General features: G+C 37.0%; 23 protein-coding genes. 14 read left to right on the top strand and 9 right to left on the bottom strand.

What is annotated here, in order from left to right; genetic code table 11:
- Positions 1-1,629, bottom strand: coding sequence for an acyl-CoA carboxylase subunit beta (locus BUE24_RS03705; protein WP_073314019.1), 1,629 nt, complete (start codon positions 1,627-1,629; stop codon positions 1-3).
- Between the two features lie 215 nt (positions 1,630-1,844).
- Between BUE24_RS03705 and BUE24_RS03700 the strand changes: the two genes are divergently transcribed.
- The 6 genes from BUE24_RS03700 (at position 1,845) to BUE24_RS03675 (ending at position 7,298) form a co-directional block, all read left to right on the top strand.
- Positions 1,845-3,266, top strand: a complete 1,422-nt coding sequence (locus BUE24_RS03700) for a DNA/RNA non-specific endonuclease (RefSeq protein ID WP_073314010.1) — start codon at positions 1,845-1,847, stop codon at positions 3,264-3,266.
- A 209-nt stretch (positions 3,267-3,475) separates the two neighbouring features.
- Complete coding sequence (locus tag BUE24_RS03695; RefSeq protein WP_073314008.1) at positions 3,476-3,658, top strand: CAL67264 family membrane protein; 183 nt, start codon at positions 3,476-3,478, stop codon at positions 3,656-3,658.
- A 44-nt stretch (positions 3,659-3,702) separates the two neighbouring features.
- Complete coding sequence (ettA, locus tag BUE24_RS03690) at positions 3,703-5,394, top strand: energy-dependent translational throttle protein EttA (protein ID WP_073314006.1); 1,692 nt, start codon at positions 3,703-3,705, stop codon at positions 5,392-5,394.
- Between the two features lie 11 nt (positions 5,395-5,405).
- Positions 5,406-6,098, top strand: a complete 693-nt coding sequence (locus BUE24_RS03685; RefSeq protein WP_073314004.1) for an HAD family hydrolase — start codon at positions 5,406-5,408, stop codon at positions 6,096-6,098.
- A 74-nt stretch (positions 6,099-6,172) separates the two neighbouring features.
- Positions 6,173-6,802, top strand: coding sequence for a chloramphenicol acetyltransferase (locus BUE24_RS03680; RefSeq protein ID WP_073314002.1), 630 nt, complete (start codon positions 6,173-6,175; stop codon positions 6,800-6,802).
- A 13-nt stretch (positions 6,803-6,815) separates the two neighbouring features.
- Positions 6,816-7,298 carry a hypothetical protein gene (locus tag BUE24_RS03675; RefSeq protein ID WP_073314000.1) on the top strand — a complete coding sequence of 161 codons (483 nt, stop codon included), beginning with the start codon at positions 6,816-6,818 and terminating at the stop codon, positions 7,296-7,298.
- Between the two features lie 139 nt (positions 7,299-7,437).
- Here the strand turns inward: BUE24_RS03675 and BUE24_RS03670 are convergent, their stop codons facing one another.
- The 3 genes from BUE24_RS03670 to BUE24_RS03660 form a co-directional block, all read right to left on the bottom strand.
- Positions 7,438-8,040 carry a pseudouridine synthase gene (locus BUE24_RS03670; RefSeq protein WP_073313998.1) on the bottom strand — a complete coding sequence of 201 codons (603 nt, stop codon included), beginning with the start codon at positions 8,038-8,040 and terminating at the stop codon, positions 7,438-7,440.
- 97 nt (positions 8,041-8,137) lie between these two features.
- Entirely contained in the window at positions 8,138-8,932 is a 795-nt protein-coding gene (locus BUE24_RS03665) for an MBL fold metallo-hydrolase (protein ID WP_073313996.1), read from the bottom strand.
- Between the two features lie 139 nt (positions 8,933-9,071).
- Entirely contained in the window at positions 9,072-9,827 is a 756-nt protein-coding gene (locus tag BUE24_RS03660; RefSeq protein ID WP_073313995.1) for a sulfite exporter TauE/SafE family protein, read from the bottom strand.
- A gap of 154 nt (positions 9,828-9,981) precedes the next feature.
- Between BUE24_RS03660 and BUE24_RS03655 the strand changes: the two genes are divergently transcribed.
- Positions 9,982-11,715: a sulfate permease gene (locus BUE24_RS03655; RefSeq protein WP_073313993.1), complete on the top strand. Its 1,734-nt coding sequence runs from the start codon at positions 9,982-9,984 to the stop codon at positions 11,713-11,715.
- Between the two features lie 12 nt (positions 11,716-11,727).
- Here the strand turns inward: BUE24_RS03655 and BUE24_RS03650 are convergent, their stop codons facing one another.
- Entirely contained in the window at positions 11,728-12,696 is a 969-nt protein-coding gene (locus BUE24_RS03650) for a carboxypeptidase-like regulatory domain-containing protein (protein ID WP_073313991.1), read from the bottom strand.
- A 381-nt stretch (positions 12,697-13,077) separates the two neighbouring features.
- On the opposite strand from BUE24_RS03650, the gene BUE24_RS03645 reads away from it, so the two are divergent.
- The 3 genes from BUE24_RS03645 to BUE24_RS03635 all read left to right on the top strand — a co-directional run bounded on the left by BUE24_RS03645 (position 13,078) and on the right by BUE24_RS03635 (position 15,577).
- A complete protein-coding gene (locus BUE24_RS03645; protein WP_170864545.1) occupies positions 13,078-13,401 on the top strand; it encodes a helix-turn-helix domain-containing protein in 324 nt (107 codons plus the stop codon).
- Positions 13,395-14,681, top strand: a complete 1,287-nt coding sequence (locus BUE24_RS03640) for a type II toxin-antitoxin system HipA family toxin (RefSeq protein WP_073313987.1) — start codon at positions 13,395-13,397, stop codon at positions 14,679-14,681. The genes BUE24_RS03645 and BUE24_RS03640 overlap by 7 nt, the downstream gene beginning before the upstream one ends.
- Positions 14,682-14,743: 62 nt before the next feature.
- Complete coding sequence (locus BUE24_RS03635; protein ID WP_244548109.1) at positions 14,744-15,577, top strand: DMT family transporter; 834 nt, start codon at positions 14,744-14,746, stop codon at positions 15,575-15,577.
- 3 nt (positions 15,578-15,580) lie between these two features.
- Here BUE24_RS03635 and BUE24_RS03630 read toward each other — a convergent pair whose 3' ends face one another.
- Entirely contained in the window at positions 15,581-15,832 is a 252-nt protein-coding gene (locus BUE24_RS03630) for a hypothetical protein (protein WP_073313983.1), read from the bottom strand.
- A gap of 185 nt (positions 15,833-16,017) precedes the next feature.
- Positions 16,018-16,377 (bottom strand): DUF3307 domain-containing protein, encoded by a 360-nt coding sequence (locus BUE24_RS03625; RefSeq protein WP_073313982.1) that lies wholly within the window; start codon positions 16,375-16,377, stop codon positions 16,018-16,020.
- Between the two features lie 152 nt (positions 16,378-16,529).
- Here BUE24_RS03625 and BUE24_RS03620 point away from each other — a divergent pair, with 152 nt between their 5' ends.
- The 4 genes from BUE24_RS03620 (at position 16,530) to BUE24_RS03605 (ending at position 22,012) form a co-directional block, all read left to right on the top strand.
- Entirely contained in the window at positions 16,530-18,437 is a 1,908-nt protein-coding gene (locus BUE24_RS03620) for an adenylate/guanylate cyclase domain-containing protein (protein WP_170864544.1), read from the top strand.
- Positions 18,438-18,445: 8 nt separating this feature from the next.
- Positions 18,446-19,876: a Si-specific NAD(P)(+) transhydrogenase gene (sthA, locus tag BUE24_RS03615; protein ID WP_073313978.1), complete on the top strand. Its 1,431-nt coding sequence runs from the start codon at positions 18,446-18,448 to the stop codon at positions 19,874-19,876.
- 247 nt (positions 19,877-20,123) lie between these two features.
- Positions 20,124-21,386, top strand: coding sequence for a nuclear transport factor 2 family protein (locus tag BUE24_RS23580; protein ID WP_170864543.1), 1,263 nt, complete (start codon positions 20,124-20,126; stop codon positions 21,384-21,386).
- Complete coding sequence (locus BUE24_RS03605; RefSeq protein ID WP_139241907.1) at positions 21,323-22,012, top strand: DUF6624 domain-containing protein; 690 nt, start codon at positions 21,323-21,325, stop codon at positions 22,010-22,012. The genes BUE24_RS23580 and BUE24_RS03605 overlap by 64 nt, the downstream gene beginning before the upstream one ends.
- A 15-nt stretch (positions 22,013-22,027) precedes the next feature.
- Here BUE24_RS03605 and BUE24_RS03600 read toward each other — a convergent pair whose 3' ends face one another.
- Together BUE24_RS03600 and BUE24_RS03595 are read right to left on the bottom strand one after the other, a co-directional pair.
- Positions 22,028-22,747: a LytR/AlgR family response regulator transcription factor gene (locus BUE24_RS03600; RefSeq protein WP_073313975.1), complete on the bottom strand. Its 720-nt coding sequence runs from the start codon at positions 22,745-22,747 to the stop codon at positions 22,028-22,030.
- Entirely contained in the window at positions 22,744-23,784 is a 1,041-nt protein-coding gene (locus tag BUE24_RS03595; protein ID WP_073313974.1) for a sensor histidine kinase, read from the bottom strand. Before BUE24_RS03595 ends, BUE24_RS03600 begins: the two co-directional genes overlap by 4 nt.
- Between the last annotated feature and the right edge of the window lie 4 nt (positions 23,785-23,788).

The following is a 23,788-nucleotide window of genomic DNA, read 5'->3' as shown; positions in this document are numbered from 1 at the left end:
TTAAACCTGGATTACCCCTAAATTAAACTTCTTTTCGATAGGGGCGTGGTTCGCAGCTTCTATACCCATAGAAATCCAATTTCTGGTTTCTAATGGATCGATAATAGCATCGGTCCATATACGGGCTGCTGCATAATATGGGGAGGTTTGTTTGTCGTAACGATCCTTAATTTTGGTAAACAGTGCCTTTTCATCGGCTTCAGAAAGTGCTTCACCCTTGCTCTTTAGAGAAGCAGTTTCAATTTGCAGTAACACTTTGGCAGCCTGAGCACCACCCATTACGGCTAATTCTGCACTTGGCCAGGCACAAATCAATCTTGGGTCATAAGCTTTTCCACACATCGCATAATTACCGGCTCCATAAGAGTTCCCTACAACCACCGTAAATTTGGGAACCACACTGTTACTTACCGCATTTACCATTTTGGCTCCATCTTTAATAATACCACCGTGTTCACTTTTGCTACCTACCATAAATCCAGTAACATCCTGTAAAAATACCAGTGGGATTTTCTTTTGGTTACAATTCGCAATAAAACGTGTAGCCTTATCTGCAGAATCCGAGTAGATTACTCCACCAAATTGCATTTCGCCTTTTTTGTTTTTTACTATTTTTCTTTGGTTAGCCACGATACCAACGGCCCAACCATCAATTCTGGCATATCCGGTAATGATTGTTTGTCCGTATCCAGCCTTATATTCTTCAAAATCAGAATCATCAACCAAACGATTAATGATTTCCATCATATCGTATTGCTCATTTCTAGCCTTAGGAAGGATACCGTAAATATCTTCTTGATTTTCTTTTGGCGCTATTGCATCAGTGCGATTAAAACCTGCTTTTTCGAAATCGCCAATTTTTGACATCACATTACGTATCGTGTCTAATGCATCTTTATCATCTTTGGCTTTGTAATCGGTCACTCCAGAGATTTCGCAGTGGGTAGTAGCACCACCCAATGTTTCATTATCAATACTTTCTCCTATAGCAGCCTTCACCAAATAACTACCAGCAAGAAATATACTTCCTGTTTTGTCAACGATTAGAGCTTCATCACTCATAATGGGTAAATAAGCACCTCCGGCAACACAACTTCCCATTACGGCAGAGATTTGGGTGATTCCCATACTGCTCATCACTGCATTATTGCGAAAAATTCTTCCAAAGTGTTCTTTATCCGGAAAAATTTCATCTTGCATCGGTAAATACACCCCAGCACTGTCTACCAGATAGATAATCGGTAATTTGTTTTCTATAGAAAGTTCTTGCGCTCTTAGGTTTTTCTTTCCAGTTATCGGAAACCAGGCTCCGGCTTTTACGGTTGCATCGTTAGCTACAACGATACACTGTTTGCCAGCTACATATCCTATTTTTACCACTACACCACCGCTAGGACAACCTCCATGTTCCTGGTACATGTCATCTCCTGCAAAGGCACCAATCTCGATACATTTGGCATTTTTATCCAAAAGATAATCGATACGTTCTCGAGCCGTCATTTTGCCCTTGTCATGTAATTTTTTGATGCGTTTTTCGCCACCTCCTAATTTCACCTTAGCTAGTCTTTGGCGTAATTCTGAAACCAGTAACTTATTGTGATCTTCGTTCTTATTGAAGTTTAAATCCATTTGTGTGTATTGTTTGCACGAAAATACAAAAAACACCAATTTAATAAAGGATCCCTGCTCAATTTAGAAATGTTTAACCAATGAATGTGTCGATCTATTATCAAATATTGATAAGCTGTTGATAAAAATAACTTTTGTTTCTATCTGATTAACAATCTCATAACATGCTTATGATTAATTTGAAGTATTCATAAACCTAAATATAACTTTCAGTTATGAGACATTCACACATTCATTCTATTCTTCTTAGCTTACTCTTGTTATTTTTCGTTGGTTGTAGTACCGATGATGAACTTATTTATGAACCGGTAGAAGCCATTTCGTTGGAGGTTTACGGCGAACTAAAGGTCGACACCCATTTTTATGATAATATGGGGCCGCACGAACATGATTTTATTGGTAAAAGAGCTTCGGGCTTCACAGAGACCTACGAATCTGGTTCCAAAGGCAGCTATGCAGGAGCTAGCGTTAACCTTTCTTCTGGAAGCTGGTATTTTAATGATGCGCTCATCGGAACCTTATCTAATGATAGAAAGTTTGGTTCTAAGTCGGTTCGTATCCGTAATGGCGGTTATATTATTATGTCCTTTAATATGGATAATGGTGCGCAAACCGTTAGAGTTCGCCATGCAAAATATGGGAACGATGGTAATTCTTCCTGGCGATTAATCGCTTCTTATGATAATGGATCCTCGTGGGTATATGCTGGAGCTACTGTAAATACTACATCAACTACATTAAATACAGTCAATTTCAGCGTTAACGAAACAGAATCTGTTCGTTATGGAATCTACAAAACTGACGGTGGTTCTAACAGAATCAATATCGATAATGTAGAAATCGTGACTGGATCTACAGGAGGAGACGATAATGGAGGAGGGGGAACTCCTGCTCGAGATAGTAATCTTACTTTTGGTAATCCCTCTAATGCAGGATCTTCGGCAAACAATTATTATGTGTCAAAACCTGATTTTGTATTGTCCTATAACAACAGTACAGGAACTCCTAATTGGGTAAGTTGGCATTTGAGTACTGCCTGGTTGGGCAATACCCCAAGATGTAATTGTTTTAAACAAGATCGAACACTACCTAGTAATTTCTTCAGAGCGACCACCAGTGACTATACAGGATCTGGGTTTGATAGAGGTCATATATGCCCATCTGCCGATAGAAATGGGAGCGCAGATTCTAATGAGAATACTTATTTTATGACCAATATAGCTCCGCAGGCTCCTGATAATAACCGAAGAGCCTGGGTGAATTTCGAAAATTACCTGAGAACCTTAGTCAATGCCGGGAATGAAATCCATATTGTTTCGGGAGTGATTGGTAGTGGTGGAACAGGGAGTAACGGTTTTGCTAGCACGATAGATAATGGAAATATAACTGTGCCGGATTCTTTTTGGAAAGTGGCATTAGTATTACCTAACGGTACCAATGATATTAACCGAGTAACGACATCTACTCGAATCATAGCGATTAATGTACCCAACGATCAAGGAATTAGCAGTGATTGGACACGTTTTAGAACATCGGTAAACACTATAGAAAGTCTTACGGGATATGATCTCTTCGAAAATATTCCAAACTCCATAGAATCCGTGTTAGAATCCAGAGTGGATAATCAATCCATCTAGTTTAAATTCTTTATCTGCACAAACGAGTATGATTGCAAAATTGTACTCGTTTTTTTGTAAAAGTTAATCTTTAATAAACTGTAAAACAGACAATAATTGTTTTTAATATCTTAACTGAACCCTAAAAAACTATTTTTTGTAGAGAAAATACCGATATTTGCTATTCGATTATTAATAAATACACAAGGTATTGTACTAAATAACATTTTATGGGAATGAATAAAAACACCGTGCTTGCATGGGCAACTTTTATAATGATCATAGTTGGACTATCATTAATAGCACTAGGAGCTTTCAGATATAGAGATGTTTCAGGATATGGATTTGCAGCTGTTGGTGTTGGTTTTTTTGCAATTGCATGGGTGTTTAATGCACTAAAAGGAAGAGTGTAATCTTTCAGAACTCAAATCATCTAATCAAACTAATTTAAAGACATATGTCAGACGACAAAAAGGTTATTTTCTCCATGTCTGGGGTAACCAAAACGTTTAAAACGGCAAATACTCCAGTACTTAAAAACATCTATCTCAGCTTTTTCTACGGAGCGAAGATTGGTATTCTAGGACTTAACGGTTCTGGTAAATCTACTTTATTAAAGATTATTGCAGGTGTAGACAAAAACTATCAAGGAGATGTTGTATTTGCTCCTGGATATACGGTGGGATTACTAGAACAAGAACCGCAACTAGATCCTGAAAAGACTGTACTCGAGGTAGTAAAAGAAGGTGTGGCCGAGACGGTAGCTGTGCTGGATGAGTACAATAAGATCAACGATATGTTTGCCTTACCAGAGGTGTATGAGGATGCAGACAAGATGCAAGAGTTGATGGATAAGCAGGCAAAACTGCAAGATCAGATCGATGCTAGTAATGCCTGGGAGCTAGACACCAAGTTAGAGATAGCTATGGATGCGCTACGTACTCCAGATTCTGATAAAAAGATTAGCGTATTATCAGGAGGGGAACGAAGAAGGGTAGCCTTATGTCGATTATTGCTAAAAGAACCAGATGTATTACTACTGGATGAGCCTACCAACCACTTGGATGCAGAATCTGTACATTGGTTAGAGCATCATTTACAACAATATAAAGGTACGGTAATCGCAGTAACGCACGACCGTTACTTTTTGGATAATGTGGCAGGTTGGATCTTAGAATTGGATAGAGGAGAAGGAATACCTTGGAAAGGGAACTACTCTTCTTGGTTGGATCAAAAGGCCAAGCGCTTGGCACAAGAACAAAAACAAGCGTCTAAACGTCAAAAAACATTAGAGCGAGAGTTAGAATGGGTACGCATGGCTCCAAAAGGACGACAAGCAAAGCAAAAGGCCCGTCTTAGCAATTACGATAAGTTAATGAGTCAGGATCAAAAACAGGTCGACGAAAAGTTAGAGATATATATCCCAAATGGCCCACGATTAGGAACCAATGTCATTGAAGCTAACGGAGTAAGCAAAGCCTTTGGAGATAAATTGTTATACGAAGATCTTAACTTTAATTTACCACAGGCGGGTATTGTTGGAATAATCGGTCCAAATGGTGCAGGAAAGACAACGATCTTCAAAATGATCATGAATGAAGAGCAGGCAGATAAAGGAACCTTTACCGTAGGAGATACTGCAAAAATCGCTTATGTAGATCAATCGCATAGCAATATCGATCCGGAAAAAACGATCTGGCAAAACTTCAGTGATGAACAGGAGTTAGTGATGATGGGAGGACGACAAGTAAATTCTCGTGCGTATTTAAGTAGGTTTAATTTTAGTGGTAGTGAACAAAACAAGAAAGTATCTGCCTTATCCGGTGGAGAACGTAACCGTCTGCATTTGGCAATGACCTTAAAAGAAGAAGGTAATGTGTTGCTTCTGGATGAGCCTACCAATGACCTTGATGTAAATACATTACGTGCTTTGGAAGAAGGTTTAGAGAACTTTGCGGGATGTGCTGTAGTGATCTCTCACGATAGATGGTTCTTGGACAGAATTTGTACACATATTTTAGCTTTTGAGGGCGATTCTCAAGTGTATTTCTTTGAAGGTAGTTTCTCTGACTACGAAGAAAATAAGAAAAAACGTCTAGGAGGAGATCTGATGCCAAAACGAATCAAGTACAAAAAGCTAGTACGATAATAAAGGAAAAAATGTCATTACATAATATAAAAGTAATTGCTTTTGATGCTGATGATACCCTTTGGGTAAATGAGACTTTTTTCAGACGTGCAGAAGAGGAGTTTTGTGATCTTTTGGAGGCTTATTTACCAAGAAAAGAAGCACATAAACTGCTTTTTGAGGTAGAAATGCAAAACCTTCCGTTGTATGGTTATGGGATTAAGCCTTTTACACTATCCCTTATAGAAGCTGCGATAAAAATAACAGATGGTAATCTGCATACGGATTTGTTGGAGGCTTTGATTAACATAGGGAAACAAATGCTCCAGGAGCCTGTAAAATTAATCGATGGTATTGATCGAACTTTGGAGGAGTTGTCGAAAAAGTATAAGCTAGTCATGGCTACCAAAGGGGATTTGCTGGATCAGGAACGTAAGCTGATTAAATCTGGATTAGAAAAGTATTTTCACCATATTGAAATTGTATCTGATAAGACAGAAAAGCAATATCGTAAATTGGTAAAACATCTGGATATAAAGGAAGAGGAGTTTTTGATGGTAGGAAATTCTTTGAAATCAGATATTTTACCAGTGCTCAATATTGGAGCACACGCTTTTCATATCCCTTTTCACACCACTTGGGTACATGAAATGGTGGATGAGGAAGTAAAACACCCTAATTTTAGAAGTTTTGTAAAAGCCACAGAGCTTTTAGAAATATTGTAGTGGTAACGTTTGTTTCTGAAGTATTATCTACTGAAATAACGTATAATGAATTCCTTTGAAAACTAATACAGTCAATGAAAAAGGTAATCGATCTCGACCAATGGAACCGAAAAGAACATTTTGAATTCTTTAATGGTTTTGATGAGCCATTTTTTGGAATTACAACAACAGTAGACTTTACCAAAGGATATCAAAAGATTAAGGATTTTGGATACCCTTATTTTTTATTCTATTTACATAAATCATTACAAGCGGCAAATGCCATCGAACCTTTTCGATATCGAATAGAGGAAAATCAAGTGGTGGTTTATGATGTCATACATGCGTCTCCTACAATTGGACGAGAAGATCATACGTTTGGGTTCTCATTTTTGGAGTATATTAAAGATTTTGATCGTTTTGTAGAAATGGCAAAACTAGAGATTACCGAAGTACAGAATAGTAAGGGGTTACGGCATATAGATTCTACCAAAAGAATGGATACAATTCATTACTCATCCATACCCTGGTATAATTTTACCGGATTGACGCATGCCCGACATTTTGAATATAAGGATAGTGTTCCAAAAATTTCATTTGGAAAGTATACCAAGAAGCATGGAGAAATGATTTTGCCTATAGCAGTGAATGTGCATCATGGATTAATGGATGGATATCATTTAGGAGAATATCTGGAAGAATTTCAACGCTTGTTAAACGATTAAAGGTCAATAACCCATGAGTGGAGAGGCGGGAGCAGGAGCATCATCTACCTATTTTAGGATTTTTTATTCTTCCGGGATGACCGTAAGCATTGCGATGCCACCAAACCCTGAAGAAGATCCACACTACATTGCTAACTATTTTAAAGAAGCAGACAAACCTTTTGAGCAGAAATTAGAGGAAGTACTGCCAAAATTAGAGGGAGTGATGTTACATCTGATCGAGGATTTGAACTTTCCAATAGTAGTTTTTGATCCGGATGCTGATCATTTTTCTGGAATAATTCTAGAGGATACAGATGAATTCAAACCTAATCCCAATGAAGAAAGCGAAGCGTCAAACCGATTTCAGAATACGAATTCTTGTGTTGGTTGGATTAGCTTCAATTTTATGACGCCTTTGTTTACCAAAATCACTTTATCTCTTACCGTAAACAAACAAATCAGAAGATCACAGTTAAATGTAATCAAAGCACATTTCCGGGAGCATTTTTGTTAAGTTTCTACCATTTCTAGTATTTAAGGTTTTAATAGCATAGTACACATAGTACAAGGTGGTTTTTTAGGAGAAAAAATGTCTGTAATCTGTCTTGTTAGTGTGTCTCAAAGAGATTATCAATAGTATGCGGTTCACTAGATCATATATAAGAGGGTAAATCTTCCATTTGTTTTACTTCTCCAATGCCCATATCGTTTAGGTAAATATCTCCAACACGAATTCGTATCAACCTTAATGTAGGATATCCGACAGACGACGTCATTTTTCGTACTTGTCTAAATTTTCCTTCAGTAAGGGTAATGCTTACCCAACTCGTGGGTCCATGTCTATCATCCCTTATTTTTTTGGAACGCTCTGGGAAATTGGGAATATCGAATAGTTTAAAGGCTTTGCATGGTTTTGTCATGTATTTTTTACCATTGAAACCTATTTCTACACCTTTTTGTAATTGTTGTATAGCTTCTTTTGTAATGTCTCCATTTACCTGTGCATAGTACTCCTTTTCAACATTTCCGCTACAGATAGCGTTAGATACTTTGCCATTGGTAGTTAGTAATAGTAAACCTTCAGATTTTTCGTCAAGTCTGCCTATGGCCATGGTACCAAGTGGGAAATCGTGTAACTCTCCTAATAGCTTTTTGCTGTTCTGTTTTTGTCCATTATTCACAAACTGACTTAGATATCCAAAAGGTTTGTATATCGCAAAATGGAAGTGTTGTTCTATTCTGGAATTGATATCCATTGATTGTTTTTGTTACTAGTAGTTCTCACACAAATAGAGGAAAGAACTTTGTGCAAAGAAAATCATTCTTATCAAATAGACAATTTTATATTCAACCCTACTCAGGATACCAATCTAATTGTACAATTTCTATATCGGGATCTTTGGATACAATAGAGATGAACTTATTGACATCACTGAAACCATTTGAACCTCGATAATGATAAGGATAGACCTGTTTTGGTTTAAAATCTAACACGGCATCTGCAGCGCTTTCTACAGTCATGGTGTAGGGGAGATTCATACAAATAAAAGCTTTGTCTATAAACCTTAGAGCCCTCATCTCTGGGATATCTTCAGTGTCACCAGAAAAATACACCCGTTCTTTACCCAACGTAATGATATATCCGTTACCTCTTCCTTTGGGGTGGAACTTTAGGGCTTCTTGCCTCAAATTATACATGGGGATGGCCTCTATGGTAATTCCCTGTACTTCTTTGGTTTCGCCATTGTTAAGTATGATCAATCGGTCTGTGTATTCTGCGGGTAGCCGTTCACCAACAGCCTGTGGAACGACCATTTCAGTTGTGGAAAGATCCAGGCTATCTAGGGTGTCAATATTCATGTGATCTTGGTGTATATCGGTAATCAACACAATATCCGCTGTCTTTTTTCCTTCAAAAGGTTTGGGTCCTCCATTAGGATCGATATAGATAGTCTTTCCTTTCCATTCCAAAATGGCAGTGGCATGTCCTATAGGATCTATTTTGATGTCACTCTCTTTTTTTACAGGCTCTTTAGTAGGGGCTTCCTGAAAATCACTGTCATTTAGCACTTCAGCATCTTCATTTTTTTGAGATTTACAACTTATAATTACAAGGCAAATAATTATGCATTGACATAAAGTTTTCATTTTAAGACGATTTTGTGTATTGCGAGTATAAGATACGTATAAAGAGTGCTAAAACAAAGAAACTCCTTCTTGTTAGACAAGGTAAAAGGAAGAACTATATAGACAACAAGATCTCTAAAAAAATGAAATCGCATAGAGTTTAACTGTCTACCCAAAGCTTTAAAGCCATAGCAATCACCATAATGATCAAAAATACTTTGACCAAGCCATCACCTTTGTTTACTGCCCATCTGCTGGCAACCCAACCGCCTATTGCATTACCGATTGCCAGTATGAATCCGTACAGAAAATCAATTTGTTGGTTATAAATGAATATGGTCAAAGCTCCAACGGTGTATATGGAAACGACCAGTACCTTAATGGCGTTTGATTTCACAAGACTTAGATGATTGATTGAACTCAATGCCAATAAAATAAATATACCAACTCCGGCTTGTATAAATCCTCCATAGATTCCAATAAAAAAGAAAGCTAAAACCGAAAGCCATAAATGCTTACCTTGGATTCTATCCATAAGGTCTTCAGTTTTTACCTTGGGTTTAAAAACCATAAAAACAACTACAAAAACCATCACAATGGCTAGAATCTTATTAAATACTTCCCCTTTGATATCTATGGCGATTTGCGCTCCAATAATAGAACCGATCAATGCAGAAAGACCTAGATATACTCCAAAAAGAGAAGGTTTGATGCCCTTGCTTTTAAATCCTGCCATCGAGGTTATACATTGAATAAATATCCCGATACGATTGGTCCCATTGGCAACAGCAGGAGGGAGTCCCATAAAGATTAACATAGGTAGAGTTAGTAAAGACCCTCCGCCGGCAATGGTGTTGATCACTCCGGCAACAAAACCAATACCAGCTAAGAGAAAAAGTAAAAGTGTATCATTCATAAGGAAATGAAGAATGTTTGGTGTGTTAGATATTTCCAAAAATAGGTATTTCAAAAAAATGTGAGAACCAAAAGAAAATCTTTGTGATAAATTCTTAACTGTTGTAGATTTACCATATTAATAAACACATACTACAGTTAAAGCTTTACACAAAATAATTCCATTTCTTCAAACCTTTAAGAACGGGCAATACAAATCTGCAGTTTTTCGATCTGATGCTATTGCCGGAATAACGGTAGGTGTAGTGCTGATTCCTCAGGCGATTGCTTATGCGTTGCTAATGGGGGTACCCCCAATCTATGGGTTGTATGCCTGTTTGGTGCCGTTAATCATCTATGCGTTATTAGGAACTTCTAAGCAGTTAAGTATTGGTCCTGTTGCAGTTACTGCAATTTTGGTAATGAGCGGAGTAAGCGAGCTGGCAGATCCTTTTTCAGAACACTTTGTAAGTCTAGTTCTTTTTCTAGGGTTTTTAATTGGAATTACCCAGATACTGATGAGTCTGCTGCGAATGGGATTTTTGGTTAACTTGATTTCCCAACCTGTGATTTCTGGCTTTATCTCGGCTGCAGCCATAATAATTATCGTATCACAATTAGAAGAAAGTCTAGGGATGTCTATTCCTGATGTAAAACATACGTATCAAACCGTAAGTTATGCTTTATTACATCTTGGAGAAATAGAGTGGATCACCTTTGGGATGTGCTTATTTTCGATTTTAGCGATTATGCTGCTTAAGAAATGGAAGAGATCATTTCCTGGAGCATTATTGATGCTTTTGATCACTACTTTAGTGACCTATTTTTTTGGATTGCATGACAAAGGGGTTTCGGTAATCAAAGAGGTCCCCAGTGGATTGCCTTCTTTTCAAATTCCTCCTATGAGTTATGAAGATATGATGGCACTAATTCCTAGTGTGTTGACCGTTACTTTTATTGGGTATGTAGGGAGTATAGGGATTGCCAAATCTATGGAGATGAAGAATAGGGATCATGTAGTGCGACCCAATCAGGAACTTTTTGCTTTGGGAATGGCAAAGGTGATCGGTGCTTTTTTTCTTGCGGTACCTTCTTCTGGGAGTTATAGTAGAACTGCAATTAATGACGAAGCCGGCGCTAAAACTACGATTTCCTCGATGATAGCTGCATTGATGGTGGTGCTATCGCTATTGTTTCTTACGCAATTCTTTTACTACATTCCAAAATCCGTATTGGCCGCCATTATTTTGGTTTCGGTTTTTGGTTTGATCAATGTTAGCGAAGCTAAGTATTTATATCAGGTTAAGAGGAGAGACTTTTTTGTAATGATGATCACTTTTGTGGGTACTTTGGTATTTGGTGTAGAAAACGGGATTTTTATAGGAGTGATCCTTTCTTTTGTTTTTTTGCAGTATTATAGCTCTAGGCCTCATATAGCAGAGTTGGTAAATATCCCTGGTACAACTTATTATCGAAACGTAAATCGATTCCCTGAGGCAAAACGCTCACAAGAATATATGATCATACGGTTTGATAATCAACTATATTTTGGAAATGCTGGTTTTTTTAAAGATGCAATTCAGTCGTATGTTTCCAAAAGGGACGTTATGCCCAAGTTTTTGATCTTGGATAATACCAATATGCATGATATGGACAGTACAGGCTTGCATGTGTTTGAGGACATTCATGAATATCTCGAAAGGCAGGGAATTCAATTATTAATTGCAGGGACAATTGGTCCTGTACGGGATTTTTTAAAGAGATCTGGATTTACCGATAAATTGGGTAAGAATCATCATTACTTAAACATATCTGATGCTGTAGCTCATGCAGAGCATAGAACATTGCAAGAAAAGAGTAGAGAAGTAGCGGTGCAGTTTAATGAGAAAAGAAGATCGTTTCTAGACTAGCTTCAATTTATACTACTCATCTTCGTAGAGATGTAATTTAAGCCCCATTCCATAATTCATATCATTGTTTTTGATCAGATTATTGTTAGCGCTGTACTTTTCATCAAATCGTTGCCAAGTGCGGTTTTTATAAAATATCCTTCTGGTAAACGTTTTATATCCTTCAATTTTGTCAGTAAATGGAAGTAAGGGTCTAAACGTGGTAGAAACCTTTACCATTCCCTTGCGCGTCTCTACCTCATGATATTTCTTGGTTTGCTGGAGTTTACCTTCTTTATCGGTATATCCTAAAACTTGAATGGAGATGAAGACACCGTCCTTTGGGATGTAAATTTTATATTCTGAAATGTTCAGTTCAAAATTAGGTTTATCCTGATCGGTTACCCTGAAAATAATGTCTTCATAGGTAAGGTGCTTGCCAGGTACACCATTATTATTGGCGTAAAACTGCATTTTGAACAAAGTAGAAAAGCGTTGATTTCTGGTTGCATTTTTATTCGATGACTCTACTTTAACAGGCAGGTATACCGAAGCTATTTTTGTAGATTTTTCAGGATTTCTGGGGAAAAACACAGCAATTTCAGATTCTACAGTAGGCAACCAACATCTAAAATAGTCTTTATGCACCTCAGCACTGATCTTTTTGGTTTTGTATTTTCTTTTTCTTTCAGCAACCACAACTACTTCCTTCAGCTCAGAGACATCTTGTGTCAGAAATATCTTTTTAGGCATATTATGGGTAGAAAGCGCTAGTTCTTTATATCCCATGGCAGAGATATATAAAGAATCGATATCTGGATACCATTTTTTGGAAAACATAAAATTACCATTGGCATCGGCAAAAGTACCGTTACCATTTCCAAAAGAGATCGTGGCATACGAAATAGGGGAACCCTGCTCCGAATCCAAAACTTTATGGATTTGGGAATAGGTGAGAATAGGAGTCAAAAAAAGCAGCAGAATAACAATCAGCTTTTTCATAATAGTAATTCGGGGGATTACAGTAGCGAAGGTAATAAATATTATGATAACCGTTAAATGTTGCTTGTTTATATGCTGTTTTTTTGTAGTTATAATTAATATAAAATATTGATAAACAATATATTATGGGATGTTACCTAAAGCGTTTTAATAAGTGCCGTATTTATGTTTGTTAGTATATAATTGCAATATTTCATTCTAATCAAATTATTAAGGTATATTTAGGTATACATTAATAATTTAATATTATTTTAAAATATATTTCATTATACTTTGCTATATTTGTATTGAATTTTTGTCTAAAGTATATTTTTTTATACTTTGAAATATTAAATTGATTGTATTGTATATTATGCTATATTTTATTGAGTTGTTATGAATATGAATAATTTATCAGATGAGCAGGTGTTAATAGAGCTTACTCAACGTATAAAACAGAAACGATTAAATCTTAATATCACGCAGGATGAGCTTTCAAAAAGAGCTGGTGTTCATGTGCAGACCATCAAAAATTTTGAATCTGGAAAGACTACTACGCTACTTACTTTCGTTCAAATATTACGTGCCTTTGGAGATTTGGAAGCCTTAAATAAGTTACTTCCCGTTCCAGGTGTTAGCCCAATTGAGTTGTTAAAACTAAAAGGCAAAGAACGAGAAAGAGCTTCTCGAAGTAATAAACCTAAAAATGACGATACATCATGGTAGATGTTATTAAGATCACCTTATGGGGAAATGAATTAGGCGCATTAAGTTGGGATAAAACCAGAAACTTTGGATCTTTTGAGTTTTTTCCTTCGTTTTTGTCGAAAAACTTAGATGTTTCGCCCATACATATGCCTTTACAAACCTCTACAAATAGAATATACAGTTTTCCCAACCTCAATCAGGAAACCTATCGCGGTTTGCCGGGAATGTTGTCTGATGTATTACCAGACGACTTCGGAAATCGATTAATTGATCAGTGGTTAGCTTTAAATAATATTCCAAAATCAGAGTTTACCCCTTTGGATCGCCTGTGTTATATCGGTACCAGAGGAATGGGAGCTTTGGAGTTTCAACCGGCAAAAAACATTGGTAAAGCCAAGACAACAGTCCTGGAAGTTGATAAATTAACGGGTCTGGCAGAAAAAATACTAAACACAAGGGAAAAGCTACAGCTTAATCTAGCAGAAACCGAACATCTTAATGAGTTGATCAAAGTAGGTACATCTGCCGGAGGACAACGTGCTAAGGCGATCATTGCTTTCAATGATAAGACCAATGAGATACGATCCGGGCAAACCAAAGCACCGGATGGTTTTGAACATTACATATTTAAGTTTGACGGAGTAAATGATGCTGCCTTGGGAGATCCTCAAGGATATGGTAGAATAGAATATGCATACTATTTGATGGCACTGGATTGTGGTATAGAGATGGAAAAATCCCTGCTTTTTGAAGAAAATGATCGTGCGCACTTTATGACCAGACGATTTGATCGTGTAGGGAATGATCAAAAGATGCATATGCAGACCTTATGCTCTTTGGCACATTTTGATTACAAGTCTCCTGGAGCGTATTCTTACGAAAATGCTTTTGAGATCATGCGACAGTTGCGATTACCCCATACTGATGCCATTCAACTGTACAAAAGAATGCTGTTTAATGTTATTGCCCGTAATCAGGATGATCATACCAAAAACATATCCTTTCTAATGGATCAGGAAGGTACATGGCGACTCTCGCCAGCATATGATATTACGTATTCTTATAATCCTGTTGGGATCTGGACAAGCATGCACCAAATGTCCATTAATGGTAAAAGAGACGATTTTGTTTTGGAAGATCTTATCGCTGTAGGGGATAAGATCAGCTATAAAGGAAGTAGAGAAGCAATTGCACAAATAAAAGAGGTGATCTCCCGATGGAATGAATACGCCGAAAAAGCTGGGATTCCTGAGAACCAGGCGAATAGATTGAAAAAGGTGTTTAGGCTTGATTTGTAAACCATAAAATCTACCCAAAAAGCAGGTATAATCTTTTTTGAAGGTGTATTTTTACTTCCCGTATGAAGAAAGCTATCTATTTTATGCTCCTCAGCGCTGTGTCTTTTACAGTAATGAATTTGTTCGTAAAATACTTAGCACACTACGGTAGTGGACAGCTAGTGTTATTTAGGGCTTTTGGATCCCTGTTTTTTACGATGAGTTATCTGCTATGGCATAAGATACCTATTCTGGGAAATCAAAAGGTATTATTGATATCACGAGGACTTGCAGGGGTTACTTCTATGGGATTGTTTTTTATGTCGGTAAATTACTTGCCTATCGGTTCTGCAGTGTCTTTACGGTACTTATCACCAATCTTTGCTACAATTCTTGCAGTTGTTTTCTTAAAAGAGCACGTAAAACATGTACAATGGCTATTTTTCTTAATGGCGTTTTCAGGAGTATTAATGATCAAGGGCTTTGATCCTAATATCGATTCTTTCGGGTTTCTATTGATCATGATTTCAGCCTTTTTTAGTGGAATTGTATATGTACTGATCAGTAAAATTGGGCAAAGAGACCATCCTGTTGTGATTGTTAACTACTTTATGTGGATCTCGGTAGTGGTAGGAGGTGTGTTATCCATTTTTGATTGGACAACACCAAAGGGCATAGAATGGGTATTACTGTTAAGCTTAGGGGTTTTTGGATACTTCGGACAGTTGTTTATGACAAAGGCATTCCAGTCCCAGGCAACCAATAAAGTGGTATCTCTAAAGTATGTAGAGGTACTTTTTACCATGGTAGCCGGAGTTTTTTGGTTTGGAGACCAATATCCGGTTCTAAGTCTGGTAGGAACCCTATTGGTGGTTACCGGACTTATACTTAATATTTGGTATAGGAAAAAGAGCTAAGGGTTAAGAGAAGTCTTCTCTTAGGTAAAATAGCATCTTGGACTTATCACTAAAGCTTTTTATGGTCATAATCTCTCCGTTAAGCTTGTTATAAATAACTTCAGCAAATAAGAGGTCTACATAAAAAATACTGTAATAAAAGTCGCGATTGCGATCGTTGATCGTGAATAGATGGATTCCTCTATCCCAAATGTCTTTGTATTTAACGTCTAAATGTCGAGCATTGAACTGTTGCTCAAGAGTAATTTTTTGCATAAGCAGGTATATTTTGATTTAAGGGATGATGAAATTACGGAAAAACCGTAAAAATTCCAAATCAATTTTATAGAATCCTTAACAATATTTTATTGAATGAAAGCCACTTAGCTTGTGAAAACTTAACATAGAAACCTTGTAATAAGTTTGCTTAAGGGAGGATTATTCGTTAGATTTATGTAGTTCTAAAGGCTTAGAGAAGTCAGAAAATCTATGTGGAGGAAGGTAAAATATAAAATTGCCGTGTGGATCAGTTGATCCATTCCCAGTATCGGAAAGAAAATCCTGGGTTTTTCACTGTATTTTGCGGCTAATTTACTAGTAAAAAAATCGGTGACCCCATGGAGTACTCCATTAACCAATGTGTAGAGAATCGCTGTTTTGATGTCGAAGATCCAGATGCAGAAAAAAAGAAGAACAGCAGTATACACCAGAGTATGAATAGAGAGCCATTTTAGGTGCTGACTTTTGCCCATAGCCATTTTTGAGGACTGAAATACATAATCCCCCATCCAATGAGCCACTAATAATAGACCAAAATTCATAATCAAAAGATACCAATATCGGATCTGATAACCTAATCAATGCTAAAATAATTAGGGATTATGATTACATAAAACATAAATGACGGTTTACTATGTTTCGGACCTTTAGACATCGTTTGTTATTTTGGTTTCTGGTTTTTATCACCTTTAGTTTGCTGATAATAACGTTGTCATTTACGTATATCAACAAAAGAGAACGAATCCTTTCACGTACCAAAGAAATTGAACGCTCCTATGCATTGTTGCTCAAAAGTGTAAAGGCACAACAGGATTTTTTTAGTTATGAAACCAAAAGCCAAAGGTTTTTTAGAACAGGAGACAGTGAATACCTGAATTATTACTTGAAACTACTAGACAGCACCCGATATGGTTTAGAACAAATTGATTTTTCAAAAGAGCAAGAGTTAAATCAGGTCATCGGCGAGATAAAATCAGATATCACTCGGATAGATTCTATTTTCTTAGATCTTATTGTTCAAATTCAAGCCAGAGGGTATAAGGATCATAATCTAGAAGGTTCTATGCGAAGAGATGCACATTGGCTAGAGCGTGCACCAGAAATCCCCACCAAAGACGTACTCTATCTCAGACGGCATGAAAAGGATTATATCATCAGAAATGAAAAAAGTTATGTATCCAGATTCAGAAGAAGGATAAGAGATATTCGAACACGAATCTCCCAACGCCCGATTTCTAGGAAACGAAAAGAAGAAATTCTGTTTTATGTGGATAGTTACCAAAGAAAATTCTTGCAATTAGTAGATCTGGACGAGCGTATTGGGATCAGGGACAATTCAGGGCTTAAGGAGCTGTTGGATAACGAAATAAATGTGGCAGAAATTAACTTTAACTATATTATTGACCTTACCAAACAATGGGAACAAAACGAGTTTAGGCGCCTCACCTGGTATTTCATCATTATCACCTTGGTTTTGGTAGGAGGTAGCGTTTTCATTAGTACCTACATTTCAAAAAAGATAACTCGACCACTTACCGAGCTTACTAATCATATCACTCGCTTTGTAGATAGTAAGTTTACACTCGAGTCTGAGCATCCGATGGTGCGTACAGAAGACGAAATCGGTAAATTAACCCGTAACTTCTCTTTTTTGAAGGATGAAGTGATTTCACGATTGAAGTTTTTTAAACAAAAAGTAGACGAGCGTACCGAAGAACTGGCCAATGCCAATAAAAGGTTGTTACGATTAAGTGAGGCCAATAGTCGTTTTGTACCCCAGGAGTTCCTGAATAACTTAGGTAGAAAGAGTATAGAAGAAGTCATGTTGGGAGACCAGGTGGAACGAGAAATGACCATCGTTTTTTCAGATATCCGCGAGTTTACCAAAATCTCGGAAAGTCTAAGTCCTCAAGAGAACTTTGACTTTATTAATGCCTATCTTAATGGAGTAGTGCCCATCATCAGATCCAATGGTGGTTTTATTGATAAGTTTATTGGGGACTCGGTAATGGCCTTATTTCCCAAAAATCCTGACAACGCTATCAAAACAGTATTCGAATTTGATGCTTTCCTAAAGGATTTTAACCTTAAGTTGAAAAAAGAAAACAAACCCGCCATTCAGATTGGTACTGGTATACATACAGGGAACTTGATTTTGGGAACAATAGGACATGATCACCGTTTGGAAACGACCGTTATTTCTGATGCAGTAAATACAGCTTCTCGGGTAGAAGGGTTAACCAAATTCTATCATGCAAAAACCATTGGCACCGAAGCTACCATTTCGAAGCTAAAAAAACCTGATGCATTTCAGTATCGATTTTTGGATAAGGTACGGGTAAAAGGAAAAACCAAAACTTTGTCTGTATATGAGTTTTTATCTCCTTCGGAAACAAAAAAAATAGCCTATTTGGAGGAGTACAATGAAGCAGTACAGTTGATCGAACAAAGTAAAATAAAGGAAGCCACAGCCTTGTTTGCAAAGATATTGGAGCAAAATCCGGATGATGGAGCAGCCAAAATCTTCTATGAGAAATGCAATAATTACATCAATAGAGACACTCCCTCTTGGGATGATATTACGAATATGATTACCAAATAAATCGCGATATGAAAAAGTTTGACCTTATTGTTATCGGTTCAGGGCCTGCCGGGGAAAAAGCCGCTGCAAAAGCTGCCTATTTTGGATACAAAGTAGCCTTAATCGAAAAAGAACTAAAATATGGAGGGGCAGGTGTACAAACAGGAACCTTGCCTTCAAAAACCTTAAAAGAAACCGCACTCTACCTTTCTGGGATTTATCAAAAAGGAGTTTTTGGCGTTGATAAGGAAGTAGGTCGAGAAACTGGGGTTCATGATTTTTTGTATCGTAAAAATGTGGTGACCAATCATATGCACAAAACGGTGGGGCACAATTTAGAAAAGCATGGGATACAGGTATTTGAAGGGTACGGAAGTTTTCAGGATCAAAATCATATCAAAATATCCGGAGCTATAGAAGAAATCATCTACGGAAAGTTTATTCTGGTGGCTACCGGATCCTATCCCTATCATCCAGAAAATATTCCTTTTGATAACAAGCGTATTTTGGATTCGGATACGGTCTTAAACATCAAGCATTTTCCAAAATCTATCTGTGTTTTGGGAGCCGGGGTGATTGGCTGCGAATATGCTACCATCTTTGGAGCCATGGGAGTCAAAACCTTTATTGTAAATGATAGAAATAAAATCTTAGGGTTCCTGGATGCCGAAGTTTCAGAATCATTAGTGGATCAGATGCGGAAAAACGATATCAAGATCTTGTTTAATAATTCAATTGTAGATTATGAAATACCCGAAGATGATGAAAAACCCTTACGATTAACCTTAAAGTCTGGCGAGATTCTGAATGTGGATATGTTTCTATTTGCTGCAGGAAGAAGCGGGCGTATCAAAGGGTTGAATTGCGATCGAATTGGCCTCAAAACAGGGAAAAGAGAAACCATTTTGGTGAATGATAAATTTCAAACCAACATCCCCAATATCTATGCGGTTGGAGATGTTATTGGCTTTCCTGCATTGGCCAGTACCAGTATGGAGCAGGGTAGAATAGCAATCACCCATATGTTTGATACTGCGGATTTACCTTCATTAACCGATGTATTTCCTTATGGCATATATACCGTCCCCGAAGTTTCTATGGTAGGTATTACCGAAGAACAAGCGATTGCACAAAAAATAGAATACAGTGTAGGTTATAGTTTTTTTAGAGATACAGCCAGAGGAATGATTATGGGAGATACCGATAACGGGTATCTTAAACTGATTTTTGATCGAAATACCAAAGTTATCCTGGGCGTACACATTATTGGTTATATCGCAACAGAGCTTATCCACTATGGGATGGAGTTGGTGCGAGAAAAGAAGACGTTGGATAATATCATCAGTACGGTATTTAATTATCCCACGCTGCATAATCTGTATAAGTACGCTAGTTATGATGGCCTAGGAAATCTGGCAGGCAAGAAAATCAAAAAAGCAGGAGAATTGATTAAAGAGTAAATCACGGATCATTTAGCATTAAAAAGTGAACTGGAACTACACAGCTAAAAGCTCTTCTACACAAAAGTAAGGACAAACGTCATTATGATCTCGATAAAACTAAAGTTCACTGCATCTAACAGGATATCGAGATATTGATATTTTTTAGGATACCAACATCGTAGTTGAGCAAAAAAGTTTAATTGCCAGCTGCTATTCATCTACTTTGGTGTTTATCAATACTAACGATAAACAAAACTGTATGAAAATGATATCCTTATTCATGTTGCTATTGTCTGTATTTTCTATACATGCTGAAGAAAACCTACAAGAGCGATATTTCCGAAACTTACGCTACAATCACGTTTCTCCTCATGTAGATATCAAAGGAATTCATGAAATAGATGCCCAAGAAGCTGCACGTAGTGCCCATTATGTTTTCAAGTATACTGCAGACAATCAATTGGCCGAAATCATTAATCATAATTATCATAGAATCAAGAGGCATCCATTGGCTACTATTGGGGCATATAGAACGGTTTTTAGCTACGACACCAATTCAGAAACACGTATGTTTTTTGATATCAATGGAAATCGAATGACCAATGATCGCGGAGTGTATAAAGAGGTTTATACTTATGATAAAAAAGGATTTAAGTACGCTTTGGATTTTTATGATGAAAATGATCAACCGATGAACTCTAATTGGAATATTAGTACCTATAGATGGAGTAAAAATAAGAAGCTGGTCATAGAAAAACGATATGATTTAGGGAATACCCTTATGGATATTTCGCCCTACTTCGAATTCGGGATTACAGGAATTCTCTACAGAAAAGATGGATCTCCCAAATGTAATTACAATTTAAATGAACAATTAAAGATTACTGCGAACAATGTGGGAGTAGCCTCCTATAGCGATGTGTATGATCAAAATGGGAATCACGTTGAGTTTTCTTATCAGGATGAAAAGGGAAAATTAACGAACAACCAATGGAAATATGCCAAAGCGGTGCAGCAATTTAATGATAAAGGAGAACTAGTACATATTCAACGATACGATAAAGATGGAAAACTCTTGGGAGATGTCAATTTTCCCGCTCCTAGTGCAATCAAAATAGCACCTTCGGTTTCAAAAAAAGATAGTTTGGAGATCAAAGAAAAGGCATTGGGATATTTGATAGCCTTGCAGGAGTTAAAACCAGAGCTGATGAGTAGCGTATTTCATCCTGATTTAGCAAAAAGGACGTTCCGTAATGATTGGAAAACCAAGAAAGATAGTATTCATGAGACTACTTATAAGGAAATGGTATCCTTTGCAGAATCCTGGAACAAATCAGGGACCAAGTTTCCTCCAAAGCCTTCTAACCAAGCCATTATCTTAGATGTCTATCATCGTATTGCTACGGTTAAACTCGTTTCAGATAATTGGGTAGAATATCTGCACTTGGTTAAAACCAACGAACAATGGAATATCATCAACTTATTGTGGCAGTACAAAAACATCAATCGATACCCAAAGGGAAGATAACATCAATCAAAATGCGAACAATCATCATAGTACTATTAGCTAGCATGTACTTTTTACCTGTGCATAGTCAAAATGTGATATCTCAGGATCAAAGCAAAGATTCATTAAAAACCAAGCTCAAAATTCTTTTTATGAAAGATCAATTTTTTCGGAAGATGTACAAAGATGTAGAAGAGCAATATGGATCCACCTCTCACGAAACGGAATACTTCTGGGAAGTCGTAGAAAAACAAGATCAAATCTTAGAAAAAGAACTTATTGCAATTCTAGAGCAATATGGTTGGTTAGGAATAACAGAGGTAGGCCGCTTAGGGAATACAGCGCAATGGGCAATTTTGCAGCATGCCTCTGTTGCTACCAAACAGAAATATGCTCCATTGTTAAAAGCCTCGGTATTAGAAAAGGAATCTCAGGCGCAACACTATGCCAGGCTTATCGACCGAATGCTCATCAATCAGGGAGAAGCGCAGCGGTATGGAAGTCAAATCACTTATGATGATAGTGGTAATAAGATTTTTTATGAGATTCAAGAACCAGGATCCGTTAATCAACGTAGGGCAGCAATAGGACTTTCTAGTATACAAGATTTTGCCAAAAAGGTGGGAGTCGAGTGGAAGGAGAATTAACAGAAAAAAGCTAGACTAGGATCTCCAACCTTTGTCACCTGTATTGTATATTTTTTGCAGTGCTTTTTCGCGATAGCTTCTCCCAACAGGAATCTTATGGTGTTCAATTTCCAAAGTATTCCCTTCGATCGCGTTGACGTAATGAAAATTGATAATGTATGATTTATGGATTTGCACGAATTGATTAGATGGCAATATTTCCAAAATACCAGATAAGGTTTGATAAGTAACGAATGATCTATTAGTAAGCACTACTTTGATATAATCTTTAAGACTCTCAATAAACAAGATATCGGTGTATTTTACTTTTACTTTCTTGTTATCCACCTTAAAAAATGCAGCTTCCGGAAGATCTACAGTGCTGGATTCGGTAACAGTGTACTGTTTCTTTACTTTTTCTACAGCTTGTACAAAGCGATAAAAAGGAATGGGTTTGATTAGGTAATCTATAGCATTCAATTCAAACCCTTCTACGGCATAGTTTCTATGCGCTGTAGTAAAAATTACATGCGGAGTGTAGGACAGGGTCTTCAAAAAATTAATACCGTTAAGCATCGGCATCTGGATATCCAAAAAGATAATATCTACCTGATCATCTTTTAGGTACTCCATAGCGGATAGGGCATCATCAAACTTTCCTACCTCGGTAAGGAATTCCAATTTTGCGATATACCCTGATATGACATCTTGTGCCAGAGGTTCGTCGTCTACTATAATGCATCGTATCGAATTCATGCGTTATTCAAATCAATGCACAGTTCTGTATAGAACTTTTGTGCTTTTTCTTCTAATTTAAAGGTATGTTTTTGGGGATAAATAATCTGTAATCTCTTGGATAAATTTTGTACACCAATCCCATTTTTATGGTCTTCTTTGGGCACATTAGCCACAGGATTAACAGTGTTGATCTGTAATTGGTTTTGGGTTACAGCAATTTTAAAGGATATATCCACAATTCCTCTTTCATTCAAGGCACAATGCTTAAACGCATTCTCTGCTAGCGGTATGATGATCAGCGGTGTAATCATCACCTTACTAAAATCTCCCTCCATCTCCAATTGTAAATTCAAGCGATCTCCAAAACGCAATTTTTCCAGCTCGATATAATCGTTAAGGTGTTGTATTTCTTTTTCCAAAGAAATCTGATCCTCACTAGCGTCATATAAGGTATAGGATAACAGATTTGATAATTGCAATAAGGCCTGTGGTGTTTTCTTAGAACTTTTGAGTGAAAGCGAATATAGATTATTTAAGGTGTTGAATAGGAAATGAGGATTCATTTGTGATTTCAGAAAATTCAACTCACTAATTTTCTTCTCCTTTTCCAAACGTTCTATATTGATCTTATTCGTAAAATGATCTTGTAAGATTTTGATGGCTGTAGGGGGTCCGAACCATAATAGTATAGATCTAGCTAACCCAAGAATTCTTGGCAAGGCAAAAAAGTCTTTAGGAGGGTTGGTTAGCTCTAATAGATATGGAAAAACCAAATAATACCGAAGTAACAGTACCAACCAAGAATTCAGGACCAAAAGTGGAATAAAAATGATAAAATAAGTAGCGTATTTCTTCCTGGAAATGAACTTCGGCCATAGATAATACATATGGATGTAATAGAATGGGATTTCTATAATACATCCTAAATAGTTGTATGTGGCTCTTTCAAAAGAAAATCCGTATAAGACATCCAGTAAGATCCAGATCAATAGATAAATGATCCAAAATAGGGTGTGTTTAAGGATTCTATTTTTAAGAAGAACATTAATTGTCATTTTG

Source organism: Aquimarina spongiae, assembly GCF_900141785.1.
GTDB lineage: Bacteria > Bacteroidota > Bacteroidia > Flavobacteriales > Flavobacteriaceae > Aquimarina > Aquimarina spongiae.
The sequence above is the reverse complement of the archived record's forward strand: the minus strand, read 5'-3'. Positions and strand labels throughout refer to the sequence as shown.

Coding starts and splice junctions, on each gene's coding strand:
- BUE24_RS03705 (WP_073314019.1), bottom strand. CDS start 1,629: ATGGATTTAAACTTCAATAAGAACGAAGATCACAATAAGTTACTGGTT.
- BUE24_RS03700 (WP_073314010.1), top strand. CDS start 1,845: ATGAGACATTCACACATTCATTCTATTCTTCTTAGCTTACTCTTGTTA.
- BUE24_RS03695 (WP_073314008.1), top strand. CDS start 3,476: ATGGGAATGAATAAAAACACCGTGCTTGCATGGGCAACTTTTATAATG.
- ettA (WP_073314006.1), top strand. CDS start 3,703: ATGTCAGACGACAAAAAGGTTATTTTCTCCATGTCTGGGGTAACCAAA.
- BUE24_RS03685 (WP_073314004.1), top strand. CDS start 5,406: ATGTCATTACATAATATAAAAGTAATTGCTTTTGATGCTGATGATACC.
- BUE24_RS03680 (WP_073314002.1), top strand. CDS start 6,173: ATGAAAAAGGTAATCGATCTCGACCAATGGAACCGAAAAGAACATTTT.
- BUE24_RS03675 (WP_073314000.1), top strand. CDS start 6,816: ATGAGTGGAGAGGCGGGAGCAGGAGCATCATCTACCTATTTTAGGATT.
- BUE24_RS03670 (WP_073313998.1), bottom strand. CDS start 8,040: ATGGATATCAATTCCAGAATAGAACAACACTTCCATTTTGCGATATAC.
- BUE24_RS03665 (WP_073313996.1), bottom strand. CDS start 8,932: ATGAAAACTTTATGTCAATGCATAATTATTTGCCTTGTAATTATAAGT.
- BUE24_RS03660 (WP_073313995.1), bottom strand. CDS start 9,827: ATGAATGATACACTTTTACTTTTTCTCTTAGCTGGTATTGGTTTTGTT.
- BUE24_RS03650 (WP_073313991.1), bottom strand. CDS start 12,696: ATGAAAAAGCTGATTGTTATTCTGCTGCTTTTTTTGACTCCTATTCTC.
- BUE24_RS03645 (WP_170864545.1), top strand. CDS start 13,078: ATGAATAATTTATCAGATGAGCAGGTGTTAATAGAGCTTACTCAACGT.
- BUE24_RS03640 (WP_073313987.1), top strand. CDS start 13,395: ATGGTAGATGTTATTAAGATCACCTTATGGGGAAATGAATTAGGCGCA.
- BUE24_RS03635 (WP_244548109.1), top strand. CDS start 14,744: ATGAAGAAAGCTATCTATTTTATGCTCCTCAGCGCTGTGTCTTTTACA.
- BUE24_RS03630 (WP_073313983.1), bottom strand. CDS start 15,832: ATGCAAAAAATTACTCTTGAGCAACAGTTCAATGCTCGACATTTAGAC.
- BUE24_RS03625 (WP_073313982.1), bottom strand. CDS start 16,377: ATGAATTTTGGTCTATTATTAGTGGCTCATTGGATGGGGGATTATGTA.
- sthA (WP_073313978.1), top strand. CDS start 18,446: ATGAAAAAGTTTGACCTTATTGTTATCGGTTCAGGGCCTGCCGGGGAA.
- BUE24_RS23580 (WP_170864543.1), top strand. CDS start 20,124: ATGATATCCTTATTCATGTTGCTATTGTCTGTATTTTCTATACATGCT.
- BUE24_RS03605 (WP_139241907.1), top strand. CDS start 21,323: ATGGAATATCATCAACTTATTGTGGCAGTACAAAAACATCAATCGATA.
- BUE24_RS03600 (WP_073313975.1), bottom strand. CDS start 22,747: ATGAATTCGATACGATGCATTATAGTAGACGACGAACCTCTGGCACAA.
- BUE24_RS03595 (WP_073313974.1), bottom strand. CDS start 23,784: ATGACAATTAATGTTCTTCTTAAAAATAGAATCCTTAAACACACCCTA.